Source organism: Thiohalophilus sp. (assembly GCF_034522235.1).
Taxonomy (GTDB): domain Bacteria; phylum Pseudomonadota; class Gammaproteobacteria; order UBA6429; family Thiohalophilaceae; genus Thiohalophilus.
On record NZ_JAXHLN010000003.1, the window covers coordinates 569388 to 593688 of the forward strand.

A 24301-nucleotide genomic window follows, 5' to 3' on the forward strand; every position below is an offset into this window, starting at 1 on the left:
TCATGTCAGTAAATCTGCAGCAGAATGAGTTGCGCGGAATTCGCGTCGCCGTGGCCACTGCTTCTTCGCGCCATCGTAATCAGCTGCAGCAGGTTTTTGAGCGGACAGGCCTGCGGGTCATGCTGAACGAGCCTTTCAGCGACAATTTCATCGCCAAAATTCCTCACAACAAGATCGACGTTTTGCTGATTGATCTCGATGAGGCGGATGAAAAGCACCATTCCTTGCTGGAAAAGCTGCTTGAATCGACCGACATCCCGATCATTTTTAATGATGTCAGCGTCCTGGCGTTTAACGAGCCGGGGAGGCAGGGCAAATGGTTCGGTACGCTGATGGGCAAGATTGCCGAAATTACGGGTCGGCTGGAATGGGAAGCGCCGGATATTGATCTGGGCAGTTATACTGTCAACGACACGTTATTGGCGCGGGATAGTGCGCTGGCCAGTCAGGTCTGGGTGTTGGCGGCATCACTGGGTGGTCCCGATGCCGTCAAGCACTTCCTGGCCGAGTTGCCATCGGACTTGCCGGCCAGCCTGATTCTGGCCCAGCATCTGGGTTCCAGTTTTGAACCTCTGCTGGCGCAACAACTGGATCGAATTACCCCTTTACGGGTGATGCCGGCCCGGGTCGGGCACACGCTGCGTCATGGCGATGTCATTGTAGTGCCGGTCAGCCAGCGTTTGAAGATCAATCCCATCGGCGTGATCGAGTTGCTTGCGCAGTCGATCCCGTCCTTTTACACGCCTTCCATCGATACAGTGATCACGGATATCGGGTTACGTTTCGGTGCGAACAGCGGGGCGATTATTTTTAGCGGTATGTGCGATGACGGCGTGCTGGGTGTACGTGCCATGCATGCCATGGGCGGCCCGATCTGGACCCAGGAGGCGGACAGCTGTGTCATCAGCAACATGCCCGACCAGGTTCGCAATACCGGACTCAGCAGCTATACTGGCACTCCGGCGCAATTAGCCGCTAAACTGGTAGAATATCTGACACAACGGCAGGCAGACTATGGCTGAAATTACCCCTATCAATACGCGCCGCGACGGGATGGCGGTGACCGGCAAACAGGCCAGTGACGCCGTTCACTGTCTGCAGATACCGATGTACGAAGAATCGATACTGCTACCCAATGCCGCGGTGGCAGAGATGGTCGGCTATCTCGAACCGGAGCCGCTGCCGGATGCCCCGGAGTGGTATCTGGGCAAGATTGCCTGGCGCGAACACAAAGTCCCCCTGATCGCGTTTGAGGTGGCCAGCGGCGGGCAGAACCCCGGCACCCTGCACGGGGCACGCATCGCCGTACTCAATACCCTGCAAGGTAATCCCCGGCTTCCGTACGTTGCCATCGTGACCCAGGGGATCCCCAGTTTGAAACTGGCGCGGGAAGAGCAGATCACGCCGGATTCACGCAATATTGGCAATCGGCAGTCTATTGCCGGCTTTGTTCAGCTCGACGGCGTCTCGCTGGTCATCCCCGACATCGACGACCTCGAATCCCGCATCGAGCGCCTGCAGGTTGTTTAATATAATGTTGAATGTTGAATGTTGAATTTTAAATTTTGAATTGCGGATGGGTAGCCAATTCAACATTCAACATTCAACATTATACCTTCGCGTTCGCCGCGCCTTTGCGTACTTTGCGTTACTTCCACTGTTTTCAAGAAGAGGAATAATTCAGGTCGCCCCACAGGGTCTGCGCGGCGGTGAGGCCGGCGACGACGGCGGTTTCGGTGCGCAGGATGCGCGGGCCGAGGCGGATTCCGATGGCATCGTGCTGATAGGCCAGTTCCCGCTCTGTCCTGGTGAAGCCCCCTTCCGGGCCGATCATCAGGATCAGGTCTTGCGGTTGCGGGCATTGCGACAGGGTCCGGTCACTGCGTGGATCGAGGATCATGCGCTGTCCGGCCACTGGGGCGACAAGAAAGTCGGTATAGGCGATAACCGTATCGAGTTGTGGCAGGCGGGCCCGACCGCTTTGTTCGCAAGCGCCCCGGATGACACCTTGCCAGTGCTGGCGGCGTTTTTGCTCGCGCTTTTCATCCAGCTGGACCACGCAGCGTTCGGTGACAAGCGGTGTCAGGCGATTGATGCCCAGCTCCACGGCTTTTTGCAGCGCGTAATCCATGCGTTCACCTTTGGCAATCCCCAGAGCCAGATGGGTATGCAGGGGCGATTCATTGTTTACCACGGTCGCGTTTTCGATCGTCGCTGTGGCCTGCTTTTTGGAAATGGCGGTTAGCCTGGCCTGGTAATCATGACCATCACCGTTGAACAGAGTTACTCTGTCGTCCGGCTTCAGGCGTAACACCTGGATGCCGTGACGTGTGGCGGTTTCATCCAACTGGACACTGGTACCGACAGCAAGCGGGTAATCCTGGTAGAGACGGGGAATGCGCATACGGTCGGATGTCAGTCGCGGGTGGCCAGATCGATGCCTTCGGTCATCACTCGGGCCAGGTGCTCGATTTGTTCCGGGGTAATGACATAGGGCGGCATCAGGTAGGAGACGTTACCCAGTGGGCGCAGCAGGGCCTCGTTTTTCAGGGCGTGTTGATAGATGGTCAGGCCGCGGCGTTCCTGCCAGGGATAGGGTTCGTTCGCCGCCTTGTCCTTGACCATCTCCACAGCCAGGATCATGCCGGTCTGACGTACCTCTCCCACATGGGGATGATCCTTCAGGTGCTCGGTCGCCTGCTGCATGGTTCGGGCGAGCTGTTTGTTCTGTTCGATCACCTCATCCTGCTCGAAGATATCCAGGGTCGCCAGTGCCGCGGCACAACCCAGCGGATTGCCGTTGTAGCTGTGCGAGTGCAGGAAGGCGATGAGTTTGTCGTACTCGTCATAAAAGGCCTGATAGATTCGTTCATGGGTCAGGGTCACCGAGACCGGAAGATAGCCGCCGGTCAGCCCCTTGGACAGACACATGAAATCGGGAGTGATGTCAGCCTGTTCACAGGCAAACAGGGTGCCGGTGCGGCCAAAGCCCACGGCAATTTCATCGGCGATCAGGTGCACGCCGTATTCATCACAGGCCTCGCGCAGCAGTTTGAGATAGACCGGATCATGCATGCGCATGGTGCCCGCGCATTGCACCAGGGGCTCGATGAAGACTGCGCAGACTTCATCGCCGTGTTCTTCAAGCAGGGCGCGCATGTGTTCAAACTGGCGCGCGCTGTAATCCCGGCAGCTTTCCCCCGGTTCGCGGTAAAAACAGTCCGGTGAGGGCGCGGTGATGACTTCCATCAACAGCGGTTTGTAGGTCTCCTTGTACAGGGGGACATCGCCCGCGGCCAGCGCGCCCAGGGTTTCGCCGTGATAGCTGTTACCCAGAGTAATAAACTTGGTCTTCTCGGGTTTGCCGATATTGCGCCAGTAGTGATAGCTCATCTTCAGCGCCACTTCGATGGCCGAGGAGCCGTTGTCGGCATAGAAACAGTGCGCCAGACCGGGCGGGGTAATTTGGATCAGCCGCTCCGATAGTTCAATTACCGGCTCGTGCGAGAAGCCGGCCAGGATGACATGTTCCAGAGTGTCCAGTTGCTGCTTGATGCGATCGTTGATCCGCGGGTTGCAATGGCCGAACAGGTTGACCCACCAGGAGCTGATCGCATCGATATAACGGTTACCATCGAAGTCCTCCAGCCAGACGCCCTCGCCGCGTTTGATGGGCGTCACCGGCAGCCATTCGTGATCTTTCATCTGCGTGCAGGGATGCCACAACACCGACAGATCCCGTTGCATTAATTCCCTATTATTCATAGTACGTGCTCAATCCTGGTTATTCGCAAATCGTAACTTTAAAATATTTAAACGCAGAGACGCAAAAAATAGTTTTGAATTTTTAATGTTTAACTTAAAATTCAACATTCAACATTCAACATTCAACATTCAACATTCAACATCGCATCCAGCCGTCTCTGCGTTGAAGTTCTTATACAATGGGCGGCTCGGCATCGGGGGGGCTGCCGGGATCGGTGTCGGGCTGGTGCTGTTCGGTGAACTCCTCGACCCGGGCAGTGACGGTCTCCAGTTTGCGATAGCGGGCGATATGGAACAGGGCGTCGCCCTCGTTGGCCAGCGGCAGGTTGGTGCGGCCGATCACGATGCCGTCACAGGGGGCGTGGATTTCCATTTCATGCTCACCAAAGGGATCGGCCAGGATCCCGAGCAACTGGTCCTTTTCCACACTGCCGCCCAGCGGCACCATGGTGCGCAAAATGCCCCCGGCCGGGGCCCGTACCCAGCTGCTGGCCCGGGCGTACAGGGGCTTGTGCTCGCGCTGACGCCGGCTGCGGGAGGGCGGCAGCATCTGCAAATGGCGCATGACATTGGTGATGCCCTTGAGCCCGGCGCGGATACTTACCTCGTCAAAGCGCAGCGCCTCCCCGGCTTCATAGAGCAGCATGGGGATGCCCTTTTCCGCCGCGGCCTCGCGCAGGGAGTTGTCGCGCAGATCGGCATTGAGGATGACCGGCACGCCAAAGACGTGGGCCAGATCGGCGGTCTGCGGATCATCGATGTTGGCGCGGATCTGCGGCAGGTTGGTACGGTGGATGGCGCCGGTGTGCAGATCAATGCCATGGGTGCTTTGCTCGACGATCTCGTGCATGAACTGGTAGGCCACCCGCGCGGCCAGGGAGCCGCGCTCCGAGCCGGGAAAACTGCGATTCAGATCGCGCCGGTCGGGCAGGTAGCGCGATTGCTGGATAAAGCCGTAGACATTGACGATGGGGATGGCAAACAGGGTACCGCGCAGGCGCTTCAGCGCCGGGAGCCGCAACAGCCGGCGGATGATCTCCACGCCGTTGAGTTCGTCACCGTGCAGGGCGGCGCTGACAAACAGGACCGGGCCGGGTTTCTTGCCGCGAATGACCTGGACCGGCATGGCCACCTGGGAGTGGGTATAGAGCCGGGCAACCGGCAGATCGAGCGTGACCCGGCTGTTACGCGGGATTCGGTTACCATTGACGGAGATGAACTCGGCGTCCATCGACTCAACCCTTGCCCCGCGTCTTGGTTTTGTGGGGTTTGGCGGACTTGTCTATGAAGTCGATGATCTGGCCGGCCACATCCTTGCTGGTGGCCAGCTCGATCCCCTCCAGCCCCGGCGAGGAGTTGACCTCCATGATGACCGGTCCGTGGTTGGAGCGCAGGATGTCCACCCCGGCGACATTCAGGCCCATAGTCTTGGCGGCGCGCACTGCCGTGGAACGCTCTTCCGGCGTCAGCTTGATGACCTTGGCCGAACCGCCGCGGTGCAGGTTGGAACGAAACTCGCCTTCCTTGGCGGTGCGCATCATCGCGGCCACGACCTTGTCGCCGATGACCAGGGCGCGGATGTCCGAGCCGCCGGCCTCCTTGATGAACTCCTGGACCAGAAAGTTGGCGTTCAATTCACGAAAGGCATCGATGACGCTTTCCGCCGCCTTTTTGGTCTCGGCCAGTACCACGCCCTTGCCCTGGGTGCCTTCCAGCAGTTTGACCACCAGTGGCGCGCCGCCAACCAGTTGAATAAGATCGCCGGTGTCGTCGACATCATGGGCAAACCCGGTCACCGGGAGTCCGATCCCCTTGCGCGCCAGCAGTTGCAGGGAGCGCAGTTTGTCCCGCGAGCGGCCGATGGCGACCGACTCATTCACGGGATAGACGCCCATCATTTCAAGCTGGCGCAGTACGGCGGTGCCGTAAAAAGTGATCGAGGCGCCGATGCGCGGGATCACCGCATCAAAACCTTCCAGCTGTTCGCCCCGGTAATAGATGCCGGGCCGCATGCTGGTGATATCCATATAGCATTTGAGCGGATTGACCACACTGACTTCATGACCGCGCGCCTTGGCGGCTTCAGCCAGACGACGGCTGGAATAGAGTTTTGCGTTCCGCGACAAGATCGCAATTTTCATACGGACTCCGGGGATTCGAGGTAGTACGGTTGGATAGTGTAACCTGTCTTAGCGAGCGGGCCTATGTCCGGTCAGGTAAGAGGCTTGCGGGTCGACCACAAACCGCCCGGCCAGGGCAGTGCGCCCGAGCAACATGCGAAAGCGCATGCTGTCCCGATTGGTCAGGGTCATCTCGATCTCCCAGCACAGGTCGCCCAGGCAGGCTTCGGTGCTGATCACGAAGCGTTCTTCCTTGTGCCCGCCGGAGTCGGTAACCGTGCGCTGATCCAGTATCGGGCAATGGCACTCGACGATCTGTTTCGAGTTATGTTGTACAGGATGGATCTTGAAACGGATCATGTTGACACCCTGTTCCTGATACGCTTCCAGATCAAAGGTATGCAGGGCCGAGCTGCGGGCCCCGGTATCGATCTTGGCCTTGATATGCTCAATGCCCAGTTTGGGTAAGCGAACCCACTCGCGCCAGCCGATTATTTGCTGCTTGTCTGTGGACATAGGCGATCAGGGCCCTGAAAAGAAGAAAGCCACACTATGCCGATCCGCTGTAGGGGGGTCAAGCAGGTGTGGCTAAAGGCTGACAGGACTGCTCCTCGGCAGCCAGTCAGGGTCGCTCAGGACTGGATGCCAAGATTTTTCCAGATCGCCAGGGTCGGAGCGGACTGGTTCATACAATAGAAGTGCAGTCCGGGCGCACCGGCCTCGAGCAGGGTGTGGCAGAGATCGGTAATGACTTCTTCGCTAAACTGTTTGATCGATTCCTTGTCGTCGCCGAAATCGTCGAGACGCTTGCGGATCCAGCGCGGGATATCGGCGCCACACATATCCGAGAAACGCGATAATTGCTTGTAGTTGGTGATTGGCATGATACCGGGGATGATCGGAAGATCGATATTCATCTGCTCGCACTCATCGATAAACCGGAAATACGCATCCGGGTTAAAGAAGTACTGGGTGATCGCGGTGTTGGCACCGGCTTCCACCTTGCGTTTAAAGTTTTTCAGATCGTCCGAGGCAGACGGTGCCTGGGGATGGATCTCCGGATAGGCCGCTACTTCAAGCTCGAAGTAATCGCCGGTCTCGACGCGAATGAACTCGACCAGTTCATTGGCATAACGGAGTTCGCCAGGGCCACGCATGCCCGAGGGCATATCACCGCGCAGGGCCACGATACGCTTGATGCCGTTTTCCTTGTAGCGGTCGAGCAGATCGCGCAGCGTGTCCTTGGTCGCACCAATACAGGACAGATGCGGTGCAGCGTCATCACCGGATTTCTGGATTTCAACGACGGTGTCAAACGTCCCCTGCTGGGTACTGCCGCCGGCACCGAAAGTCACCGAGTAATACCGCGGCTGCATGCCTTTGTTCAGGTTTTTGCGGACCTTGCGCAGTTTCTCCGCCCCTTCTTCCGATTTGGGCGGGAAAAACTCCACGCTATAAACGGGGGTATGTTTCTTTTGTGATTCCATAAGCTCCAGTTAACGAGATAAAAAAGGACGGAGACGAAGTTGATGTTCTAACTCCGTCATCCGTCCCCGGTCACTCGTCCCTCAGTGTTTAGTAACGATAATGTTCAGACTTGTACGGACCTTCAACCGGGACACCGATGTAGTCGGCCTGTTCCTGACTCAACTTGGTCAGCTTGGCGCCAATCTTGCCAATGTGCAGGGCGGCAACTTCTTCGTCCAGTTTCTTCGGCAGTACATACACGCCGAGCGGATAGTTTTCCGGCTTGGTGAACATTTCGATCTGGGCAACGACCTGGTTGGTGAAGGAGTTGGACATCACGAAACTCGGATGGCCGGTACCGCAACCCAGGTTCACCAGACGGCCTTCGGCCAGCAGGGTAATGCGCTTGCCGTCGGGGAAGATGATCTGATCGACCTGCGGCTTGATGTTGATCCACTCGTACTTACGCAGGCTTTCGACCTGGATTTCGTTGTCGAAGTGACCGATGTTGCAGACGATAGCCTGGTCTTTCATGGCCGCCATGTGGTCGTGGGTGATGATGTCCTTGTTACCGGTAGTGGTGACAAAGATATCCGCCTGACCTACCGCTTCGTCCAGCGTGACAACACGGTAACCTTCCATCGCGGCCTGCAGGGCGCAAATCGGATCGATTTCGGTAATCCAGACGTTGGCACCGAGACCGCGCAGGGACTGGGCGGAACCCTTGCCGACGTCACCGTAACCACAGACCACGGCAACTTTACCGGCGATCATGACGTCGGTGGCACGCTTGATGGAATCCACCAGCGACTCACGGCAGCCGTACAGGTTATCGAACTTGGATTTGGTGACAGAATCATTGACGTTCATGGCCGGGAACAGCAGTTCGCCCTTGTTGAACATCTGGTACAGGCGATGCACACCGGTCGTGGTTTCCTCGGTAACACCCTTGACGGACTCGGCCATCCTGGTCCACATACCCTTGTTCTTTTCGAAGTTGCGTTGCAGTACACCCAGTACGGCACGGAATTCTTCGTTTTCTTCCTTGGCGGGATCCGGCACAGCACCGGCCTTTTCAAATTCCACACCCTTGTGAACCAGCAGCGTGGCATCGCCACCGTCGTCCAGGATCATGTTCGGCAGTTCGCCGTTGGGCCAGGTCAGTACCTGCTCGGTGCACCACCAGTATTCTTCCAGGGTTTCACCCTTCCAGGCGTAAACCGGAATGCCCTGTGCGGCGATAGCGGCAGCGGCATGGTCCTGGGTAGAGAAGATATTACAGGACGCCCAGCGTACTTCGGCACCCAGTTCAACCAGGGTTTCGATCAGCACGGCGGTCTGGATGGTCATGTGCAGGGAGCCGGTGATGCGGGCACCCTTGAGCGGCTTGTCTTTGCCGTATTTTTCGCGCAGGGCCATCAGGCCGGGCATTTCGGTTTCGGCGATATCCATTTCCTTGCGACCGTAATCGGCAAGGCTGATGTCCGCGACTTTGTAATCTGTAAAGTCTTTAGGAACAGCGTTCATGTTGTAGCTCCGTATATATTTACGGTGAGCGCCGTTGTTTATTTAGACTGGGTGGTCTGAGCCTGACCCCGCTACTCAATCCTGTCTCATCCAGCACGTCTGACGTGTGACAAAACGGATTGAGTAGCGTGGCTGCAGCGCTCCTCAGCTCCCCAGTGAATTCTTGATGGTTACATTATAGTAGGGGGAGGTCGAACCTCCCCCGAAAACCGCATTTTATCAAATACCGGCTGCTTTTTTCAGCTCTTCGGCCTTGTCGGTCTTCTCCCAGGGCAAATCCAGGTCTTCGCGACCGAAGTGACCATGGGCTGCCGTGGGGGCGTACATCGGGCGTAGCAGGTCCAGCATCTTCACCAGGCCACCGGCACGCAGATCGAAGTGTTCGCGTACCAGTTCCTCGATGCGCTCCTCGGAGACCTTGCCGGTACCGAAGGTGTCAACCGAGATAGAGGTCGGTTCGGCCACGCCGATGGCATAGGAAACCTGGATTTCACAGCGCTTGGCCAGGCCGGCGGCAACAATGTTCTTGGCCACGTAACGACTGGCGTAGGCGGCGGAACGGTCTACCTTGGACGGATCCTTGCCGGAGAAAGCGCCGCCACCGTGACGACCCATACCACCGTAGGTATCCACGATGATCTTGCGGCCGGTCAGACCACAGTCACCTACCGGACCACCGATAACAAAACGGCCGGTCGGGTTGATATGGAACTTGGTGTCCTTGGTGATCCAGCCTTCAGGCAGTACCGGCTTGATGATTTCGTCCATCACGGCATCCTGCAGGGTCTTCAGATCGATTTCCGGATTGTGCTGGGTGGACAGTACGACGGCGTCGACACCCACCGGCTCGCCCTTGTCATAACGGAAGCTGACCTGGCTCTTGGCATCCGGGCGCAACCACGGCAGGGTGCCGTTTTTACGGACTTCGGCCTGACGACGCACCAGACGATGCGCATAGGTGATCGGCGCGGGCATCAAAACGTCGGTTTCATCGGCGGCATAACCGAACATCAGGCCCTGGTCGCCGGCGCCCTGTTCCTTGTCGTCGCCTTCATCCACGCCCATGGCGATATCCGGAGACTGCTTGTCCAGCGCGACCATGACGGCGCAGGTTTCCCAGTCAAAGCCCATGTCAGAGCTGTTGTAACCGATTTCCTTGAGGCGTTCGCGCACGATAGTCGGCATATCGATTTGCGCGGTGCTGGTGATTTCCCCTGCCAGGATAACCATGCCGGTATTGATCATGGTTTCACAGGCGACACGGGATTTGGGATCCTGCTCCAGCAGCGCGTCGAGAATGGAATCGGAAATCTGGTCAGCGACCTTGTCCGGATGACCCTCGGATACGGATTCAGATGTAAAGATATATTTCTCAGCCATTAAAGTCCTCTCTTTCTTTCTATAAGTTTTGTTCGCCGATACATATCGTGGCGCAATGTCGCCGTATGCGGCATGGTATCGCTAAAGTTACAGCTTAAATTCGCAGACGCTTTCGTGAATAATCGAAAGCTAGGGCGGGTTAGTCTGGAGTATTATTCAACCCTGATTAGTAATCATTAATATAATGCCAGAAAACGGCCTCGGATTAAAGGGGAGTATCCCTATATAGCAATAGTATTAATGTTGTTTAATACTCATATAAATAGTTGTTTATAATATCTATGTATAAAAAACGTTTGATCAACCGCCGAAAATAGGCGAATTTCCCGGAAAATCAGGTAGTTTTTGCTGTTTATGAAAGTCATTCGGCAATAAATCAGGGAAAACACTGGCGTTTTTTGCTCAACACGGTAAGATAGAGGGATACGCAAACACGGGTCCTCATCCCGTCAGTGAAGACTTTTAACAAGTTTCTGTCGGTGAACATTCAAACGTTGTTTTGCGAACACCGCAAACACGCTCAATCTGACGAGCCTGGCTCGTATCCCTGCCCAGGGCGCAAGTCCTGAAACAACTGGATGTAATAAATTGCCGTTGCCTGAACGGTGGCAACCGGGTTGTTCACAGGATACGTGCTATAGCTGTACGGCTCATGAGGGGCCCGTTTTCTCTTCATCTGTTGAACAAGATAAGGAAAACGACGTGACCCAAGAAAAGAAAACGCAAGATTTTGGTAAGAATCCTTTAGATGTCCGTGATACGGATCACTACAAAGACGAATATGTCTCCGGCTTCGTAGACAAGTGGGACGAGCTGATCGACTGGGACGGCCGCGCCAACAGCGAGGGCGACTTTTTTATTCGCCTGCTGCAGGAACACGGTGCCAAGAAGGTGCTGGACGTGGCAGCCGGGACCGGCTTTCATTCCGTGCGCCTGCTGGAGAGCGGCTTTGAAGTCACCAGCGGTGACGGCAGCCCCGAAATGCTGGCCAAGGCGTTTGAAAACGGCCGCAAACGCGGACACATCCTGCGTACCGTGCATGCCGACTGGCGCTATCTGAACAAGTCAGTACATGACCTGTACGACGCTGTCATTTGCCTGGGTAACTCCTTCACCCACCTGCATAGCGACAACGATCGGCGCAAGACCCTGGCCGAGTTTTACGCCACCTTGCGCCATGACGGTATTCTGATTCTGGACCAGCGTAACTATGACGCGCTGCTGGATCATCAGGTACAGCCGACGCATAACTACTACTATTGTGGTGATAATGTGAAGGCGAGTCCGGAGCATATCGACGAGTCTCTGGCCCGTTTCCGCTACGAGTTCCCGGACAATTCCACTTTCCATCTGAATATGTTCCCGCTGCGCAAGGAGTATGTGCGCAAGTTGATGCGTGACGTTGGCTTCCAGAAAGTGACCACCTACGGTGACTTCAAGGAAACCTACCGTGAAGCCGAGCCGGACTTCTTCATTCACGTAGCCGAAAAACGCTATATCGAAGGGGAGAACGAATGAGCAAGAGCTATTCCGATGTCGTAGAAACGGCCCGCGATTATTACAACAGCGAGGATGCCGATAATTTCTATTTCCACGTCTGGGGTGGCGAGGACATTCACATCGGCCTGTATCAGTCCGAGGATGAGCCGATTCGTGATGCCAGCCGGCGCACCGTCGAGTACATGGCTTCCAAGATCCAACTCACGCTCGACGCCGACAAAAAGGTGCTCGACATGGGGGCCGGCTACGGCGGCGTGGCCCGCTACCTGGCCAGGACCTATGGTTGCCAGGTGGTCGCCCTGAATCTGAGCGAGCGGGAAAACGAGCGCGATCGCAAGATGAACCAGGAACAGGGTCTGGACCACCTGATCGAGGTGTGGGACGGCAGCTTTGAATCGGTTGCTGCCGACGATGCCAGCTTCGACGTGGTCTGGTCACAGGATTCCATCCTGCACAGCAGCGAGCGGGCCAAAGTGGTCGCCGAAGCCGCGCGGGTGCTCAAGCCCGGTGGCGAGCTGATCATGACCGATCCGATGCAGGTCGACGACTGTCCGGAGGGCGTGTTGCAGCCGGTCTACGACCGGATTCACCTGCCCTCACTGGGGTCCATCGAGTTTTATCGCGAAGCGGCCAAACAGAACGGTCTGGAAGAGATCGAAGTGGAGGAGATGACCGAAAACCTGGTCAAGCACTACGGCCGGGTTCGTCGCGAGCTGGAGCAGAATCGTGACAGCATCACCGACAAGGTCTCCGATGCCTATATCGATCGCATGATCACCGGCCTGGGCCACTGGGTCGACGCCGGCAGCAAGGGCTATCTGCGCTGGGGCATCCTGCACTTTCGCAAGGCGTAATAACCTGCGTTGATGTAGGAGCGCTTCCAGCGCGATGATGAACGAATCGCGGCGAAGCCGCTCCTACACTCGCCCTGTACCGGGAATCCAATTCATCCAGGGGCCTAGTAACCCCAGACGCCTTCGAGCAGGGCGGCGTAGGGCCGGTAGAGATCGTTATCGGCCGGCTCGAAACCGCTGATATTCACTTTTTCCAGCATGGCCTGACCGGCCTCGCTCTCATGGGCGGTTAGCAGGGCCTGCCGGATTTGCTGGCGTACTTCGGATGGTAGATCGGGCGAGGCGGAAACCGCATGGTGCGGGACCGGTTCGGTGGTGGTCACCGTGTTGACGGTCGTATCCCCACTGACCAGCGGGGTGGGGATCAGCGCCGCGCTGGCCCGGCCGGATTTGAGGCGTTCCAGCGCCTGGTTGAAATTCTGGGTGCTGACCATGGTCGGCTGGCGCATCTGATGCGGGAACATCCGCGCCAGCTCGACGCCGCTCAGACTGGGGGAGGCCGGAGTCACCACTTTTTTGCCGATCAGTTCGGCGGGCTCGAACAGCAGCAGATCCTCATTTGTGACCAGACTGAAACTGAGGGTATCGCGGATTTTGGCCAGCACCTGGTAGTTGGCCTTGGCGACCCGATAGCCGGTAAAATGGGGGGCGTCCAGTACCAGATCCGCGGTATTCTCCCGGCGCATGGCCTCCCAGTAAGCGACATAATTATGGTGGGCCTCGATTTGGAACACGTGGCCGGTGCGGGTGCCCAGGTACTCGGCCAGCGGCCGGTAATATTCCTCGGTCTGTTCCTTGGGCATCGTGGGCGTAATGGCCAGGGTATAGCTGTCGGCCTGGCTGATCGGCGCGAGCAGGTACAGGACCAACACAATAGTGACAGCGATGCGCCGCGGGATAACGATGACGGGGTGCATAAAACCTCCTGCATGACGCCGGGTGACAATCAGTGGACGCAGCTCGTATACGGATTAATCCGTAGAGCCACAAGTAGTTACCCTGTCCTATCACGGGTTAACGGCCTGTTCGTGACAAAAGTTTAGAAAAAATAGGGAGGAAAATGATGGTCAGTCTTGAAACACCGGTCTGTGATTTTGATGCGCCGGCGGTGGATTTTGCCCTGCCGGGGATCGATGGCGAGACCTGGACGCTGGAACAGTGTCGGGGGAAAACGGCCTGCTGGTGATGTTTATCTGCAACCATTGCCCGTACGTGAAGGCGATTCGCGAGCGACTGGTGCGCGATACCCGCGAGTTGCGCGACAAGCACGGCATCAACACCGTGGCGATCATGGCCAACGACCCGACCGAATACGAAGAGGATTCCTTCGAGAACATGCAGAAGGTGGCCGCCGAGTACGACTTCCCCTTTCCTTATTTACTGGACGAGAGCCAGGCGGTCGCCAGGGCCTATGGCGCGGTCTGCACCCCGGATTTTTTCGGTTACAATGCCGATCTCAAGCTGCAGTACCGGGGCCGGTTCGATGCCAGTCGCAAGGAGACCGCCCCGGCGGACGCGCGCCGGGATCTGTTCGAGGCGATGGTGCAGGTGGCCGAAACCGGCCGGGGGCCGGCCGAGCAGATCCCCGGCATGGGCTGTTCCATCAAGTGGAAAGAGGGCGACTGAGCCAGGAACCCCGCCCTTTTACCAATAAAATTCACTGTTTGCCCCATAAGCCAGGCAGGCGCCGGGAGCACTGGCGCACCCGGCGCTTGCCCGCCACAGGTAAAAAATGGGAAAATCCCGGCCTCGTTAAACCGGGGAGGAAGCCGAACCGGCATTTTCATCAGGCAACACAGCGCCTGACAACAACAATGCTCGACTTCCATCATTACGGCAATCCCGACGGAAGCTAGTAACCGAATTCAGACGCGCCGAGCGACGGCGCGGGTGGAGTGCTCATTTCTGATGAAACATGAACATCGGAAAACGCTTCGCCCCTGGCAGTATCGATAACAGCATTTTTGCAATTTAATGAACCGAGGGGAACTTTATGGCATCTCGCAAAGATCTCGCCAATGCAATCCGCGCTCTGAGTATGGACGCGGTGCAAAAGGCAAATTCCGGCCACCCGGGCGCGCCCATGGGCATGGCCGATATCGCGGAAGTCCTGTGGAACGACTTTCTGAAGCACAACCCGGGCAATCCGAACTGGTTCGATCGCGACCGCTTCGTGCTGTCCAACGGTCACGGTTCCATGTTGATCTATTCCCTGCTGCACCTGACCGGCTATGACCTGCCGATGGAAGAGCTGAAAAACTTCCGTCAGCTGCACTCCAAGACCCCGGGCCATCCCGAATACGGCTATACCGCCGGCGTGGAAACCACCACCGGGCCGCTGGGTCAGGGCATCTCCAATGCCGTGGGCATGGCGCTGGCCGAACGGACCCTGGCCGGGCAGTTCAACCGCGACGGTCACCACATTGTCGATCATTACACTTACGCGTTCCTGGGTGACGGCTGCATGATGGAAGGTATCTCCCACGAATCCTGCGCACTGGCCGGTACCCTGGGTCTGGGCAAGCTGATCGCCTTCTGGGATGACAACGGTATCTCCATCGACGGTCACGTTGATAACTGGTTTACCGACGACACGCCCAAGCGTTTCGAAGCCTATGGCTGGCACGTGATCCGCGATGTCGACGGTCATAATGCCGACGCTGTTAACAAGGCCGTACACGAGGCCAGGTCGGTCAACGACAAGCCGACCCTGGTCTGCACCAAGACCACCATCGGTTTCGGCGCCCCCAACCTGTGCGGCAGCCACGATTGCCACGGTGCGCCGCTGGGCGACGACGAAGTCAAGGCGACCCGCGAGAACATCGGCTGGCCGCACGAACCGTTTGTGATTCCCGATGAAATCTACGGCGGCTGGGATGCGAAAGAGAAGGGTCAGCAGGCCGAAGCGGAATGGAACAAGAAGTTCGATGCTTACAAGAAGGATTACCCGGAACTGGCCGCCGAATTCGAGCGCCGCATGAAGGGTGAGCTGCCCGGTAACTGGGAAGAGGTCGCCAACAGCTTCATCAAGGAATGCATCGAAAAAGCCGACTCGCCGGCGACCCGCAAGGCCTCCCAGGGTGCGATCACCGCTTTTGCCAAGGCCCTGCCGGAATTTCTCGGCGGCTCGGCCGACCTGACGCCGTCCAACCTGACCAACTGGCCGGACGCGAAAATCCTCACCAACACCGTGGCTGACGGCAATTATCTGTCTTACGGGGTTCGTGAGTTCGGGATGTCCGCCATCATTAACGGGATCACTCTGCACGGCGGGTTCAAGCCGTTCGGTGGTACCTTCCTGATGTTCTCCGAATATGCGCGTAATGCCCTGCGCATGGCCGCGCTGATGAAGATCCCGAGCATCTTTGTCTATACCCATGACTCCATCGGCCTGGGCGAAGACGGCCCGACCCATCAGGCTGTCGAACAGACCGCAACCCTGCGGCTGATTCCCAACATGTCCCTGTGGCGTCCCTGTGACAGCGTGGAAACCGCCATTGCCTGGAAGGCCGCGGTCGAACGCAACGATGGCCCGACCTCGCTGATCTTCAGCCGTCAGGGTCTGCCGCATCAGGAACGTTCCGACGAACAGGTGGCCAACATCGCCCGCGGCGGTTACGTGCTCAAGGACTGCGACGGTACCCCGGACGCCATCATCATCGCCACCGGCTCCGAAGTCGCGCTGGCCATGGGAGCGGCGGAGAAGCTGTCCGGCAAGAAGATCCGCGTGGTCTCCATGCCGTCGGTCAACGTGTTCGAAGCCCAGGACGAAGCGTATCGCGAGTCCGTGATTCCGTCCGCCGTGACGGCCCGTGTGGCGGTCGAAGCCGGGGTGACCGACGTCTGGTACAAGTACGTGGGTCTCAATGGCAAGGTCGTGGGTCTGAACCGCTTCGGCGAATCGGCACCGGCCGGCAAGCTGTTTGAATACTTCGGTTTCACTGTCGACAACGTGGCCAAGGCCGTTGAAGACGTCCTGTAACAATTTTGATTTATAAACCTTAGAGTAAGGGGAGAAAGTAACATGGCAATTAAAATCGGGATTAACGGTTTCGGCCGTATCGGACGTATGGTGTTTCGCGCCGTCGCCAAAGAGTTCGACAACATCGAAGTTGTCGGCATTAACGATCTGCTGGATCCGGACTACCTGTCCTACATGCTGCGTTACGACTCGGTACACGGTCGTTTCCAGGGTGATGTCAAGGTCGATGGCAATAACCTGATCGTCGACGGCAAGAAGATCCGCCTGACCGCCGAAAAGGATCCGGCCGCCCTGAAATGGGGTGACGTCGGTGCCGATATCGTGGTCGAATCCACCGGTCTGTTCCTGACCGAGGAAGCCTGCCAGAAGCACATCGACGCCGGCGCCAAGAAGGTGGTGATGTCCGCGCCTTCCAAGGACGGTGCACCGATGTTCGTTTACGGTGTCAACCATGAAGACTATGCCGGTCAGGCGATTACTTCTGCCGCCTCCTGCACCACCAACGCCCTGGCGCCGGTGGCCAAGGTGCTGCATGACAACTGGGGCATCAAGCGCGGCCTGATGACCACCGTGCATGCCGCCACCGCCACCCAGAAAACCGTTGACGGTCCGTCCATGAAAGACTGGCGTGGCGGTCGTGGTATCCTGGAGAACATCATCCCCTCCGCGACCGGCGCGGCCAAAGCCGTGGGCGTGGTCATGCCGGAACTCAACGGCAAGCTGACCGGGATGGCCTTCCGGGTGCCGACCTCCGACGTGTCCGTGGTTGACCTGACCGTCGAGCTGGAAAAAGGCGCCAGGTACGATGACATCTGCAAGGCGATGAAGGCCGCTTCCGAATCCGGTGACATCAGCAAGACCCTGGCCTACACCGACGAAAAAGTGGTTTCCACCGACTTCCGCGGTATCGGTCATTCCTCCATCTTCGATGCCGAAGCCGGTATCGCGCTGGATGATACCTTCGTCAAGGTCGTCGCCTGGTACGACAACGAGTACGGCTACACCTGCAACATGCTGCGTTTCCTCGAACATGCAGCTAAATAATCAGCTGGGGTTAGTTGATTAACGCAGAGCACGCGGAGGCGCAGAGTCGCAGAGACTAATTTGTTTCTCTGCGCCTCCGCGTCTCTGCGCTCTCCGCGTTTTAATTACGAATGTTTACGCAAAGAGCTATTCGCCAAGCGCCGACCGTTTAGCTAATAGTTTTTGAAAATTTACACGGAGTAACAAACATGTCATTTATCAAGTTGACGGATCTGGATCTGTCCGGCAAGCGAGTACTGATTCGCGCCGATCTGAATGTGCCGGTAAAAAACGGCAAGGTCACTTCCGATGCGCGGATTACCGCTTCCATGCCGACCATCGAACACTGCCTGAAAGCGGGTGCGTCGGCGGTGATGGTCATGTCCCATCGCGGCCGCCCCGAAGAAGGGGTGCCGGACGAGGAAAACTCCCTGGCGCCGATTGCCGATGACATGTCCGCCAAGCTGGGCAAGGAAGTTCGCCTGGTCAAGGATTACCTGGAAAACGATCCGCAGCCGGCCGGGGGGAAGTCGTGCTGCTGGAGAATGTGCGCTTCAACACCGGCGAGAAAAAAGATGATGAAACACTGGCGAAAAAATATGCCGCCCTGTGCGATGTGTTCGTGATGGATGCCTTCGGCACCGCGCATCGCGCCCAGGCCTCCACCCACGGCGTCGGCAAGTTTGCCCCGACCGCCTGCGCCGGTCTGCTGCTGGCCGAGGAGCTGGAAGCGCTGGCCAAGGCGCTGGCCGATCCGGCCCGGCCGATGATCGCCATCGTCGGCGGCTCCAAGGTCTCCACCAAGCTGACCGTGCTCGAAGCGCTGTCCACCAGGGTGGACCAGCTGATCGTCGGCGGCGGTATCGCCAACACTTTCCTCAAGGCGGCCGGGCATCCGGTGGGCAAGTCCCTGTGCGAGGATGACCTGGTCGACACGGCCAAAGAACTGATGCAAAAGGCCGAGGCGGCCGGCGCCAGTATCCCGATTGCCACCGACGTGGTGGTCGGCAAGAACTTCGATGAAAACGAACCGGCCGTGCTGAAAAAAGTCGATGAAGTGGCCGACGACGACATGATCTTCGATATCGGTCCTGATTCTGCGAAACAACTGGCAGACAAGATCGCCCAGGCCGGTACCATTGTCTGGAACGGTCCGGTTGGCGTGTTCGAGTTCGATCAGTTCGGCGAAGGCACCAAAACCATCTCTATGGCCATCGCCAACGCCAAAGGCTTCAGCCTGGCCGGGGGCGGCGATACCATCGCGGCAATCCAGAAGTACGATATCTATGACAAGGTCTCCTACATCTCCACCGCCGGTGGCGCGTTCCTGGAATACCTGGAAGGCAAGACCCTGCCGGCGGTGGCCATGCTGGAAGAGCGAGCCAAAAAATAACAGTGACGCGTTACGAGGAACGAGTAACGAGTCGTATGAGAGCTGGCCGGACTGCGGCCAGCTGCTATCAATTATCCAATCGGCGGATTTGCCAGCCGGTAACAGGAACCCGTCACTAGACTTATGAGAAGAACCAAAATTGTTGCCACGCTTGGCCCTGCTACCGATGATCCGAAGGTCATGGACAAGATCATCGAGGCCGGGGTGGATGTTGCCCGGATCAATTTCTCCCACGGCAGCCCGGAAGAGCACATCGATCGGGCCGACAAGATCCGCAACCGGGCCCGCGCCCACGGTCGCCAGGTCGGGGTCATGTGCGATCTGCAGGGGCCGAAGATCCGCATCGAACGTTTCAAGGACGGCAAGATTACGCTCAAGGACGGCGAAATCTTCATCCTTGATGGCAAACTGGATCCCGAAGCCGGCACCCATGAGCGGGTCGGCATGGCCTACAAGGAGTTGCCCGAGGACGTAAACCGGGGCGACACCTTGCTGCTGGACGACGGGCGGATCGTGTTGTGGGTCGATTCCATCGAGGGGCCCGAGGTGCATTGCCGGGTCGTGGTCGGCGGCGAGCTGTCGGATCGCAAGGGCCTCAACAAGCAGGGCGGCGGCCTGTCGGCCCCGGCCCTGACCCACAAGGATCGCGAGGACATCAAGGCCGCTGCAGCCATGAAGGCTGATTACATCGCGGTCTCCTTTCCGCGTAACGCCGCGGATGTCAACGAGGCCCGCCATCTGATCGAGGCGGCGGGCAGTACCGCCCATGTGGTCGCCAAGATCGAGCGGGCCGATGCCCTGAACAAGATCGAGGAGATCATCGAGGCGGCGGATGTGATCATGATCGCCCGCGGCGATCTGGGCGTGGAAATCGGCGATGCCGCCCTGCCGCCGGTGCAAAAAGAGCTGATCAGCAAGGCCCGCGCCATGAACCGGGTGGTGATTACCGCGACCCAGATGATGGAGTCGATGATCACCAGCCATATCCCGACCCGCGCCGAGGTGTTCGACGTGGCCAATGCCGTGCTGGACGGCACCGACGCGGTGATGCTCTCGGCCGAGACCGCCAGCGGCCGCTATCCGGACAGCGCCATCGCGGCCATGGACCGGATCTGCCGCGAGGCCGAAAAACAGCGCACCGCCAAGCGCTCCGACCACCGCATCGATACCCGCTTCAAACGCATCGACGAGGCGATTGCGATGGCCGCGATGTATACCGCCAACCACCTGGGGGTGAAGGCGATCGCCGCCCTGACCGAGTCAGGCTCAACGACGCGCTGGATGTCCCGTATCAGCTCGGGGATCCCCATCTACGCCTTGACGAGCTATGTGGAGACGCGTAGAAAGGTGACTCTCTACCGCGGGGTTTATCCGGTCAGTTTTGATGTACCGCCCGATCTGGATCGCTCCGCCGTTAACCGGGAAGCCATTGATGAGTTGCTGCGCCGTGGCGCGGTGCGCGACGGCGACCTGGTCTTGATTACCCGGGGCGACCTGATGGGCGTTCGGGGCGGCACCAATGCCATGACCATCGTCCGGGTGGGCGATGTGGACGGCATCGATCAGGATGCCACGCTCGAATAATCGCACTTATAAGATAAGATTTAACATAGTAAAATAGTCGGAAACACACATTTAAGGAGGTCCCGAAAATGGCCCTGATTTCACTGCGTCAATTGCTGGATCATGCCGCCGAAGTTGGTTACGGCATGCCGGCGTTCAACGTCAACAACATGGAGCAGGTGCATGCCATCATGCAGGCTGCCGATGAAACCAACAGCCCGGTCATCATGCAGGGTTCCGCCGGCGCGCGCTCCTATGCCGGTGAACCGTTCCTGCGTCACCTGATCACCGCCGCGCTGGAAATGTACCCGCATATCCCGGTCGTCATGCACCAGGACCACGGCTCTGCCCCGGGCGTCTGCCTGCGTTCCATCCAGTCCGGTTTCAGCTCGGTCATGATGGACGGTTCCCTGATGGAAGACATGAAGACCCCCGCTTCCTATGAATACAATGTCGACGTGACCCGCAAGGTCGTGGAAATGGCCCACGCCGGCGGGGTTTCCGTCGAAGGCGAACTGGGCTGCCTGGGCTCGCTGGAAACCGGTGAAATGGGCGAAGAAGACGGCCACGGCGCCGAAGGCAAGCTGGACATGGACATGCTGCTGACCGACCCGGAACAGGCGGCGGACTTCGTGGCCCAGACCGGCGTGGACGCCCTGGCTATCGCCATCGGCACCTCCCATGGCGCCTACAAGTTCACCAAGGAGCCGACCGGTGAAATCCTGCGTATCGATCGCATCAAGGAAATCCACGAGCGGATTCCGGACACCCATCTGGTTATGCACGGTTCCTCTTCCGTTCCGCAGGAGTGGCTGGAAATCATCAACAACTACGGCGGCGACATGGGCGAAACCTATGGCGTACCGGTGCACGAAATCCAGGAAGGCATCAAGCACGGCGTACGCAAGGTCAACATCGACACCGACCTGCGCATGGCCTCCACCGGTGCGGTTCGCAAGCACCTGGCCGACAACCCCAGCAACTTCGATCCGCGCAAATTCCTCAAGGCTTCCACCGCCGCCATGAAGGAAATCTGCAAGGCCCGCTTCGAAGCCTTCGGTTGTGCCGGCAATGCCAGCAAGATCGACGTGACCAGCCTGGAAAAAATGGTCGAACGCTACGCCTCCGGCGAGCTGGACCCGAAGATCAAGTCCAAGGCGGCTTAAGTCAACGGACTATCGCTGTATCAAAGGCGGGCCTCGGCCCGCCTTTTTTGTTTAAAAGCTTTTCACCGCAGAGGCGCCAAAAATAGTTTTGAATTTTTAATGCTGAATTTTGAATTGACAGTTAGTTAGTGGCAGTCTGCAAAGGATTGTTCCGGTCGTGGTTTACTGAACCAGCCAGTACTCCTGCCAATACAAAAATTCAAAACTTAAAATTCAACATTCAAAATTATATCGAGGCGTCTCTGCGGTAAAACAAAAATAAATCAGGTATAGCTATGTCGAATGATGTACTGGAACAGGTGACGTCGATCATCGAGACCGATCCCCGTTCGGGGCAGTCGTTGTTACTGTTCGCGCTGGTTTCCACCCTGAACGTGGAGAAGACCGGGCATATGTACATGCTGGGCAAGCTCAAGGAGTTTACGCCGGAGAACCGGCAGCTGGCCTACGGCCTGATGGAGATGATGGCGGATAACCGGATCCACGACGAAGCCTGGCAGGCCGCTATGGCCCGCATGGAACAGGCGGTAAAAGGGTAATTCCCGGGCGGGAATTGTTTGACGCCGTCGCGGCGCAGTGGCTACTCTTGAAGTCTCTGGGGATGCCGGGATGCGGGGATGGGAGCGAACGATAACCACGCCTTTTTACTACGTGAACGTCTGCCGATGCTGCTGCAGGCCCTGGAGGCCGAAGGCTACGAGTGCATTGGCCCCCGGTGGCGTGATGATGCCATCATTTACGATCGTCTCGACGACGTCGACCAGTTACCCCGCGGGATCAAGGTCAACCAGTACCCGGCGGAATATTGCGGCGAGGTCCACGATAGCCCGCGCGATTTTGCCTGGGCCAATGGCCCGCAGGCCCTGAAGCCCTTCCTGTTTGCTCCGCGCGAGACCCTGTGGCGGGTCAACCGCGATGAAACCGGTCGACTGAACTTCGAAGAAACCCCGCCTGATCCGCCCAGACGGGCGATCATCGGCGTACGCGCCTGTGATCTGGCCGCCCTGGCCTTGCAGGATCAGCATTTTCTGCGGAGCTCATACCCCGATCCCGCCTATGCCGCGCGGCGTGAAAACCTGCTGCTGGTGGCGGTCAATTGTTCGCATCCGGCCTCGACCTGTTTTTGCGCGTCCACCGGTGACGGCCCGGTGGCAAAACAGGGTTATGACCTGCTGCTCGACGAACTGGATGACGGATTCATGATCCAGGCCGGCACCGCGGAGGGCGAGGCGGTCATGGCGCGGCTCAACCTGATTCCGGTGACCGACGGGCATCGGGAGGCCATCGAGATACAGCAGGAAAAGGCGCATGAACAGTTGAGACAGGTGCCGGGCCGACAGTTGCGTGACGCCCTGTTTTCCAATCTCGAACACGAACGCTGGAACGAGGTTGCCGGACGTTGTCTTTCCTGCGGTAACTGTACCTCGGTCTGCCCGACCTGTTTTTGCCACAGCGAGGAAGAGCTGGCCCCGCTGGACGGCGGCAGTTCGGAACACGTGCGCCAGTGGGACTCCTGTTTTACCGCCGGCCACAGTTATATTCATGGCCTGACGATTCGCCAGCAGACCCGCGAGCGCTATCGTCAGTGGCTGACCCACAAGTTCGGCAGCTGGCACGATCAGTACGGACGCAGCGGGTGCGTCGGTTGCGGCCGCTGTATCACCTGGTGTCCGGTCGGTATCGATGTCACCGAGGAGTTGCAGGTCATATGCGGGAGCGATGACGCATGAGTTCAGCCTATTTACCGCATGAAGCCGAGATATTCGAGCGCCTGGAAGAGGGGCGCGATATTTTTACCCTGCGCCTGCGCTTTACCGATCCGCAGATGCATGCGGCCTACCGGTTTGATCCGGGCCAGTTCAATATGCTGTATGTGTATGGCGTAGGGGAAATCCCGATTTCGATCGTCTCGGATCCGGAGGATGAACACGCCTACGATCACACCATTCGTCGTCTGGGTCGGGTGACCCATACTCTGGCTGAACTGAAACAGGGTGATCGGATCGGTGTGCGCGGTGCATTCGGGCGCGGCTGGCCCATGCAACAGGCAGAAGACAAGGATATGGTGATTATCACGGGCGGGTTGGGTTGCGCCCCGGTGGTCTCGGTGATCAATTATGTGCTGAACCGCCGCGAGCGCTTTCGACGACTGATCATCATGCAGGGCGTCAAGCATGCCAATGACCTGATCTGGCGCGAGAAGTATGAAACCTGGAACCGCATGCCGGATACCCAGGTGGTGCTGGCGGCCAGTCAGGGCGGGCAGGGCTGGCCCTGGGCGACCGGGCATATCACCGAGCTGGTCAGCGAGATCGATTTCGATCCGCAAAACTGCAGTGTCATGATGTGCGGCCCGGAAGGGATGATGATCGCCGCGCTCAAGGAACTGTTACCGCGCCAGGTGCCCGAGCCGTCTATCTGGCTGAGCATGGAGCGCAACATGCAGTGCGCAGTCGGTCATTGCGGCCATTGCCAGCACGGACCGAACTTTGTCTGCAAAGACGGGCCGGTCTTCAATTATCCGGAAATCAAACCGCTGCTGGGGATAAGAGGATTCTAGG

Annotated in this window: 20 protein-coding genes, 2 pseudogenes and 1 riboswitch; of the genes and pseudogenes, 13 read left to right on the forward strand and 9 right to left on the reverse strand. The window is 58.1% G+C overall.

Annotated features, from left to right (window positions below; translation table 11 throughout):
• Positions 1–2 precede the first annotated feature (2 nt).
• Together U5J94_RS05650 and U5J94_RS05655 are read left to right on the forward strand one after the other, a co-directional pair.
• Positions 3–1022, forward strand: coding sequence for a chemotaxis protein CheB (locus U5J94_RS05650; protein WP_322564667.1), 1020 nt, complete (start codon positions 3–5; stop codon positions 1020–1022).
• The gene (locus tag U5J94_RS05655) at positions 1015–1530 is read left to right on the forward strand and encodes a chemotaxis protein CheW (RefSeq protein ID WP_322564668.1); all 516 of its coding nucleotides are present in this window, start codon (positions 1015–1017) and stop codon (positions 1528–1530) included. Before U5J94_RS05650 ends, U5J94_RS05655 begins: the two co-directional genes overlap by 8 nt.
• A 133-nt stretch (positions 1531–1663) precedes the next feature.
• Here U5J94_RS05655 and U5J94_RS05660 read toward each other — a convergent pair whose 3' ends face one another.
• The 8 genes from U5J94_RS05660 to metK all read right to left on the reverse strand — a co-directional run bounded on the left by U5J94_RS05660 (position 1664) and on the right by metK (position 10259).
• A complete protein-coding gene (locus U5J94_RS05660; RefSeq protein ID WP_322564669.1) occupies positions 1664–2404 on the reverse strand; it encodes a 16S rRNA (uracil(1498)-N(3))-methyltransferase in 741 nt (246 codons plus the stop codon).
• Positions 2405–2415: 11 nt separating this feature from the next.
• Entirely contained in the window at positions 2416–3765 is a 1350-nt protein-coding gene (locus U5J94_RS05665) for an adenosylmethionine--8-amino-7-oxononanoate transaminase (RefSeq protein WP_322564670.1), read from the reverse strand.
• 172 nt (positions 3766–3937) lie between these two features.
• Positions 3938–4996 carry a succinylglutamate desuccinylase/aspartoacylase family protein gene (locus tag U5J94_RS05670; protein WP_322564671.1) on the reverse strand — a complete coding sequence of 353 codons (1059 nt, stop codon included), beginning with the start codon at positions 4994–4996 and terminating at the stop codon, positions 3938–3940.
• 4 nt (positions 4997–5000) lie between these two features.
• Positions 5001–5906: a 30S ribosomal protein S6--L-glutamate ligase gene (gene rimK / locus U5J94_RS05675; RefSeq protein WP_322564672.1), complete on the reverse strand. Its 906-nt coding sequence runs from the start codon at positions 5904–5906 to the stop codon at positions 5001–5003.
• Between the two features lie 48 nt (positions 5907–5954).
• Positions 5955–6401 (reverse strand): ATP-dependent zinc protease, encoded by a 447-nt coding sequence (locus tag U5J94_RS05680; RefSeq protein ID WP_322564673.1) that lies wholly within the window; start codon positions 6399–6401, stop codon positions 5955–5957.
• A gap of 116 nt (positions 6402–6517) precedes the next feature.
• Positions 6518–7372: a methylenetetrahydrofolate reductase [NAD(P)H] gene (metF, locus tag U5J94_RS05685; protein ID WP_322564674.1), complete on the reverse strand. Its 855-nt coding sequence runs from the start codon at positions 7370–7372 to the stop codon at positions 6518–6520.
• An 88-nt stretch (positions 7373–7460) separates the two neighbouring features.
• The gene (gene ahcY, locus U5J94_RS05690; protein ID WP_322564675.1) at positions 7461–8879 is read right to left on the reverse strand and encodes an adenosylhomocysteinase; all 1419 of its coding nucleotides are present in this window, start codon (positions 8877–8879) and stop codon (positions 7461–7463) included.
• A gap of 19 nt (positions 8880–8898) precedes the next feature.
• Positions 8899–9031: riboswitch (S-adenosyl-L-homocysteine riboswitch) on the reverse strand.
• 67 nt (positions 9032–9098) lie between these two features.
• The gene (gene metK / locus U5J94_RS05695) at positions 9099–10259 is read right to left on the reverse strand and encodes a methionine adenosyltransferase (protein ID WP_322564676.1); all 1161 of its coding nucleotides are present in this window, start codon (positions 10257–10259) and stop codon (positions 9099–9101) included.
• Positions 10260–10961: 702 nt separating this feature from the next.
• Between metK and U5J94_RS05700 the strand changes: the two genes are divergently transcribed.
• Both U5J94_RS05700 and U5J94_RS05705 read left to right on the forward strand, forming a co-directional pair.
• Complete coding sequence (locus U5J94_RS05700; protein ID WP_322564677.1) at positions 10962–11777, forward strand: class I SAM-dependent methyltransferase; 816 nt, start codon at positions 10962–10964, stop codon at positions 11775–11777.
• Entirely contained in the window at positions 11774–12613 is an 840-nt protein-coding gene (locus U5J94_RS05705; RefSeq protein ID WP_322564678.1) for an SAM-dependent methyltransferase, read from the forward strand. Before U5J94_RS05700 ends, U5J94_RS05705 begins: the two co-directional genes overlap by 4 nt.
• A gap of 104 nt (positions 12614–12717) precedes the next feature.
• Here the strand turns inward: U5J94_RS05705 and U5J94_RS05710 are convergent, their stop codons facing one another.
• Positions 12718–13530, reverse strand: a complete 813-nt coding sequence (locus U5J94_RS05710; protein ID WP_322564679.1) for a phosphate/phosphite/phosphonate ABC transporter substrate-binding protein — start codon at positions 13528–13530, stop codon at positions 12718–12720.
• A gap of 146 nt (positions 13531–13676) precedes the next feature.
• Here U5J94_RS05710 and U5J94_RS05720 point away from each other — a divergent pair.
• From U5J94_RS05720 to U5J94_RS05760, 9 genes and pseudogenes are all read left to right on the forward strand, one after another.
• A pseudogene (locus tag U5J94_RS05720) lies at positions 13677–14239 on the forward strand (thioredoxin family protein).
• Between the two features lie 367 nt (positions 14240–14606).
• On the forward strand, positions 14607–16595 hold the full coding sequence (tkt, locus tag U5J94_RS05725) for a transketolase (RefSeq protein WP_322564682.1): 1989 nt from the start codon (positions 14607–14609) through the stop codon (positions 16593–16595).
• A gap of 42 nt (positions 16596–16637) precedes the next feature.
• Positions 16638–17639, forward strand: coding sequence for a type I glyceraldehyde-3-phosphate dehydrogenase (gap, locus tag U5J94_RS05730; RefSeq protein WP_322564683.1), 1002 nt, complete (start codon positions 16638–16640; stop codon positions 17637–17639).
• A gap of 188 nt (positions 17640–17827) precedes the next feature.
• Positions 17828–19011 (forward strand): annotated as a pseudogene (locus tag U5J94_RS05735) (phosphoglycerate kinase).
• A gap of 123 nt (positions 19012–19134) precedes the next feature.
• Positions 19135–20595, forward strand: coding sequence for a pyruvate kinase (pyk, locus tag U5J94_RS05740; protein WP_322564684.1), 1461 nt, complete (start codon positions 19135–19137; stop codon positions 20593–20595).
• 68 nt (positions 20596–20663) lie between these two features.
• Positions 20664–21740 carry a class II fructose-bisphosphate aldolase gene (gene fba, locus U5J94_RS05745; RefSeq protein WP_322564685.1) on the forward strand — a complete coding sequence of 359 codons (1077 nt, stop codon included), beginning with the start codon at positions 20664–20666 and terminating at the stop codon, positions 21738–21740.
• 275 nt (positions 21741–22015) lie between these two features.
• Positions 22016–22279 carry a hypothetical protein gene (locus U5J94_RS05750; protein ID WP_322564686.1) on the forward strand — a complete coding sequence of 88 codons (264 nt, stop codon included), beginning with the start codon at positions 22016–22018 and terminating at the stop codon, positions 22277–22279.
• Positions 22280–22357: 78 nt separating this feature from the next.
• Positions 22358–23470 carry a 4Fe-4S dicluster domain-containing protein gene (locus U5J94_RS05755; RefSeq protein WP_322564687.1) on the forward strand — a complete coding sequence of 371 codons (1113 nt, stop codon included), beginning with the start codon at positions 22358–22360 and terminating at the stop codon, positions 23468–23470.
• A complete protein-coding gene (locus tag U5J94_RS05760) occupies positions 23467–24300 on the forward strand; it encodes an FAD/NAD(P)-binding protein (RefSeq protein WP_322564688.1) in 834 nt (277 codons plus the stop codon). The genes U5J94_RS05755 and U5J94_RS05760 overlap by 4 nt, the downstream gene beginning before the upstream one ends.
• The last annotated feature ends 1 nt before the right edge of the window (position 24301 follow it).

Coding starts and splice junctions, on each gene's coding strand:
- U5J94_RS05650 (WP_322564667.1), top strand. CDS start 3: ATGTCAGTAAATCTGCAGCAGAATGAGTTGCGCGGAATTCGCGTCGCC.
- U5J94_RS05655 (WP_322564668.1), top strand. CDS start 1,015: ATGGCTGAAATTACCCCTATCAATACGCGCCGCGACGGGATGGCGGTG.
- U5J94_RS05660 (WP_322564669.1), bottom strand. CDS start 2,404: ATGCGCATTCCCCGTCTCTACCAGGATTACCCGCTTGCTGTCGGTACC.
- U5J94_RS05665 (WP_322564670.1), bottom strand. CDS start 3,765: ATGAATAATAGGGAATTAATGCAACGGGATCTGTCGGTGTTGTGGCAT.
- U5J94_RS05670 (WP_322564671.1), bottom strand. CDS start 4,996: ATGGACGCCGAGTTCATCTCCGTCAATGGTAACCGAATCCCGCGTAAC.
- rimK (WP_322564672.1), bottom strand. CDS start 5,906: ATGAAAATTGCGATCTTGTCGCGGAACGCAAAACTCTATTCCAGCCGT.
- U5J94_RS05680 (WP_322564673.1), bottom strand. CDS start 6,401: ATGTCCACAGACAAGCAGCAAATAATCGGCTGGCGCGAGTGGGTTCGC.
- metF (WP_322564674.1), bottom strand. CDS start 7,372: ATGGAATCACAAAAGAAACATACCCCCGTTTATAGCGTGGAGTTTTTC.
- ahcY (WP_322564675.1), bottom strand. CDS start 8,879: ATGAACGCTGTTCCTAAAGACTTTACAGATTACAAAGTCGCGGACATC.
- metK (WP_322564676.1), bottom strand. CDS start 10,259: ATGGCTGAGAAATATATCTTTACATCTGAATCCGTATCCGAGGGTCAT.
- U5J94_RS05705 (WP_322564678.1), top strand. CDS start 11,774: ATGAGCAAGAGCTATTCCGATGTCGTAGAAACGGCCCGCGATTATTAC.
- U5J94_RS05710 (WP_322564679.1), bottom strand. CDS start 13,530: ATGCACCCCGTCATCGTTATCCCGCGGCGCATCGCTGTCACTATTGTG.
- tkt (WP_322564682.1), top strand. CDS start 14,607: ATGGCATCTCGCAAAGATCTCGCCAATGCAATCCGCGCTCTGAGTATG.
- gap (WP_322564683.1), top strand. CDS start 16,638: ATGGCAATTAAAATCGGGATTAACGGTTTCGGCCGTATCGGACGTATG.
- pyk (WP_322564684.1), top strand. CDS start 19,135: ATGAGAAGAACCAAAATTGTTGCCACGCTTGGCCCTGCTACCGATGAT.
- fba (WP_322564685.1), top strand. CDS start 20,664: ATGGCCCTGATTTCACTGCGTCAATTGCTGGATCATGCCGCCGAAGTT.
- U5J94_RS05750 (WP_322564686.1), top strand. CDS start 22,016: ATGTCGAATGATGTACTGGAACAGGTGACGTCGATCATCGAGACCGAT.
- U5J94_RS05755 (WP_322564687.1), top strand. CDS start 22,358: ATGGGAGCGAACGATAACCACGCCTTTTTACTACGTGAACGTCTGCCG.
- U5J94_RS05760 (WP_322564688.1), top strand. CDS start 23,467: ATGAGTTCAGCCTATTTACCGCATGAAGCCGAGATATTCGAGCGCCTG.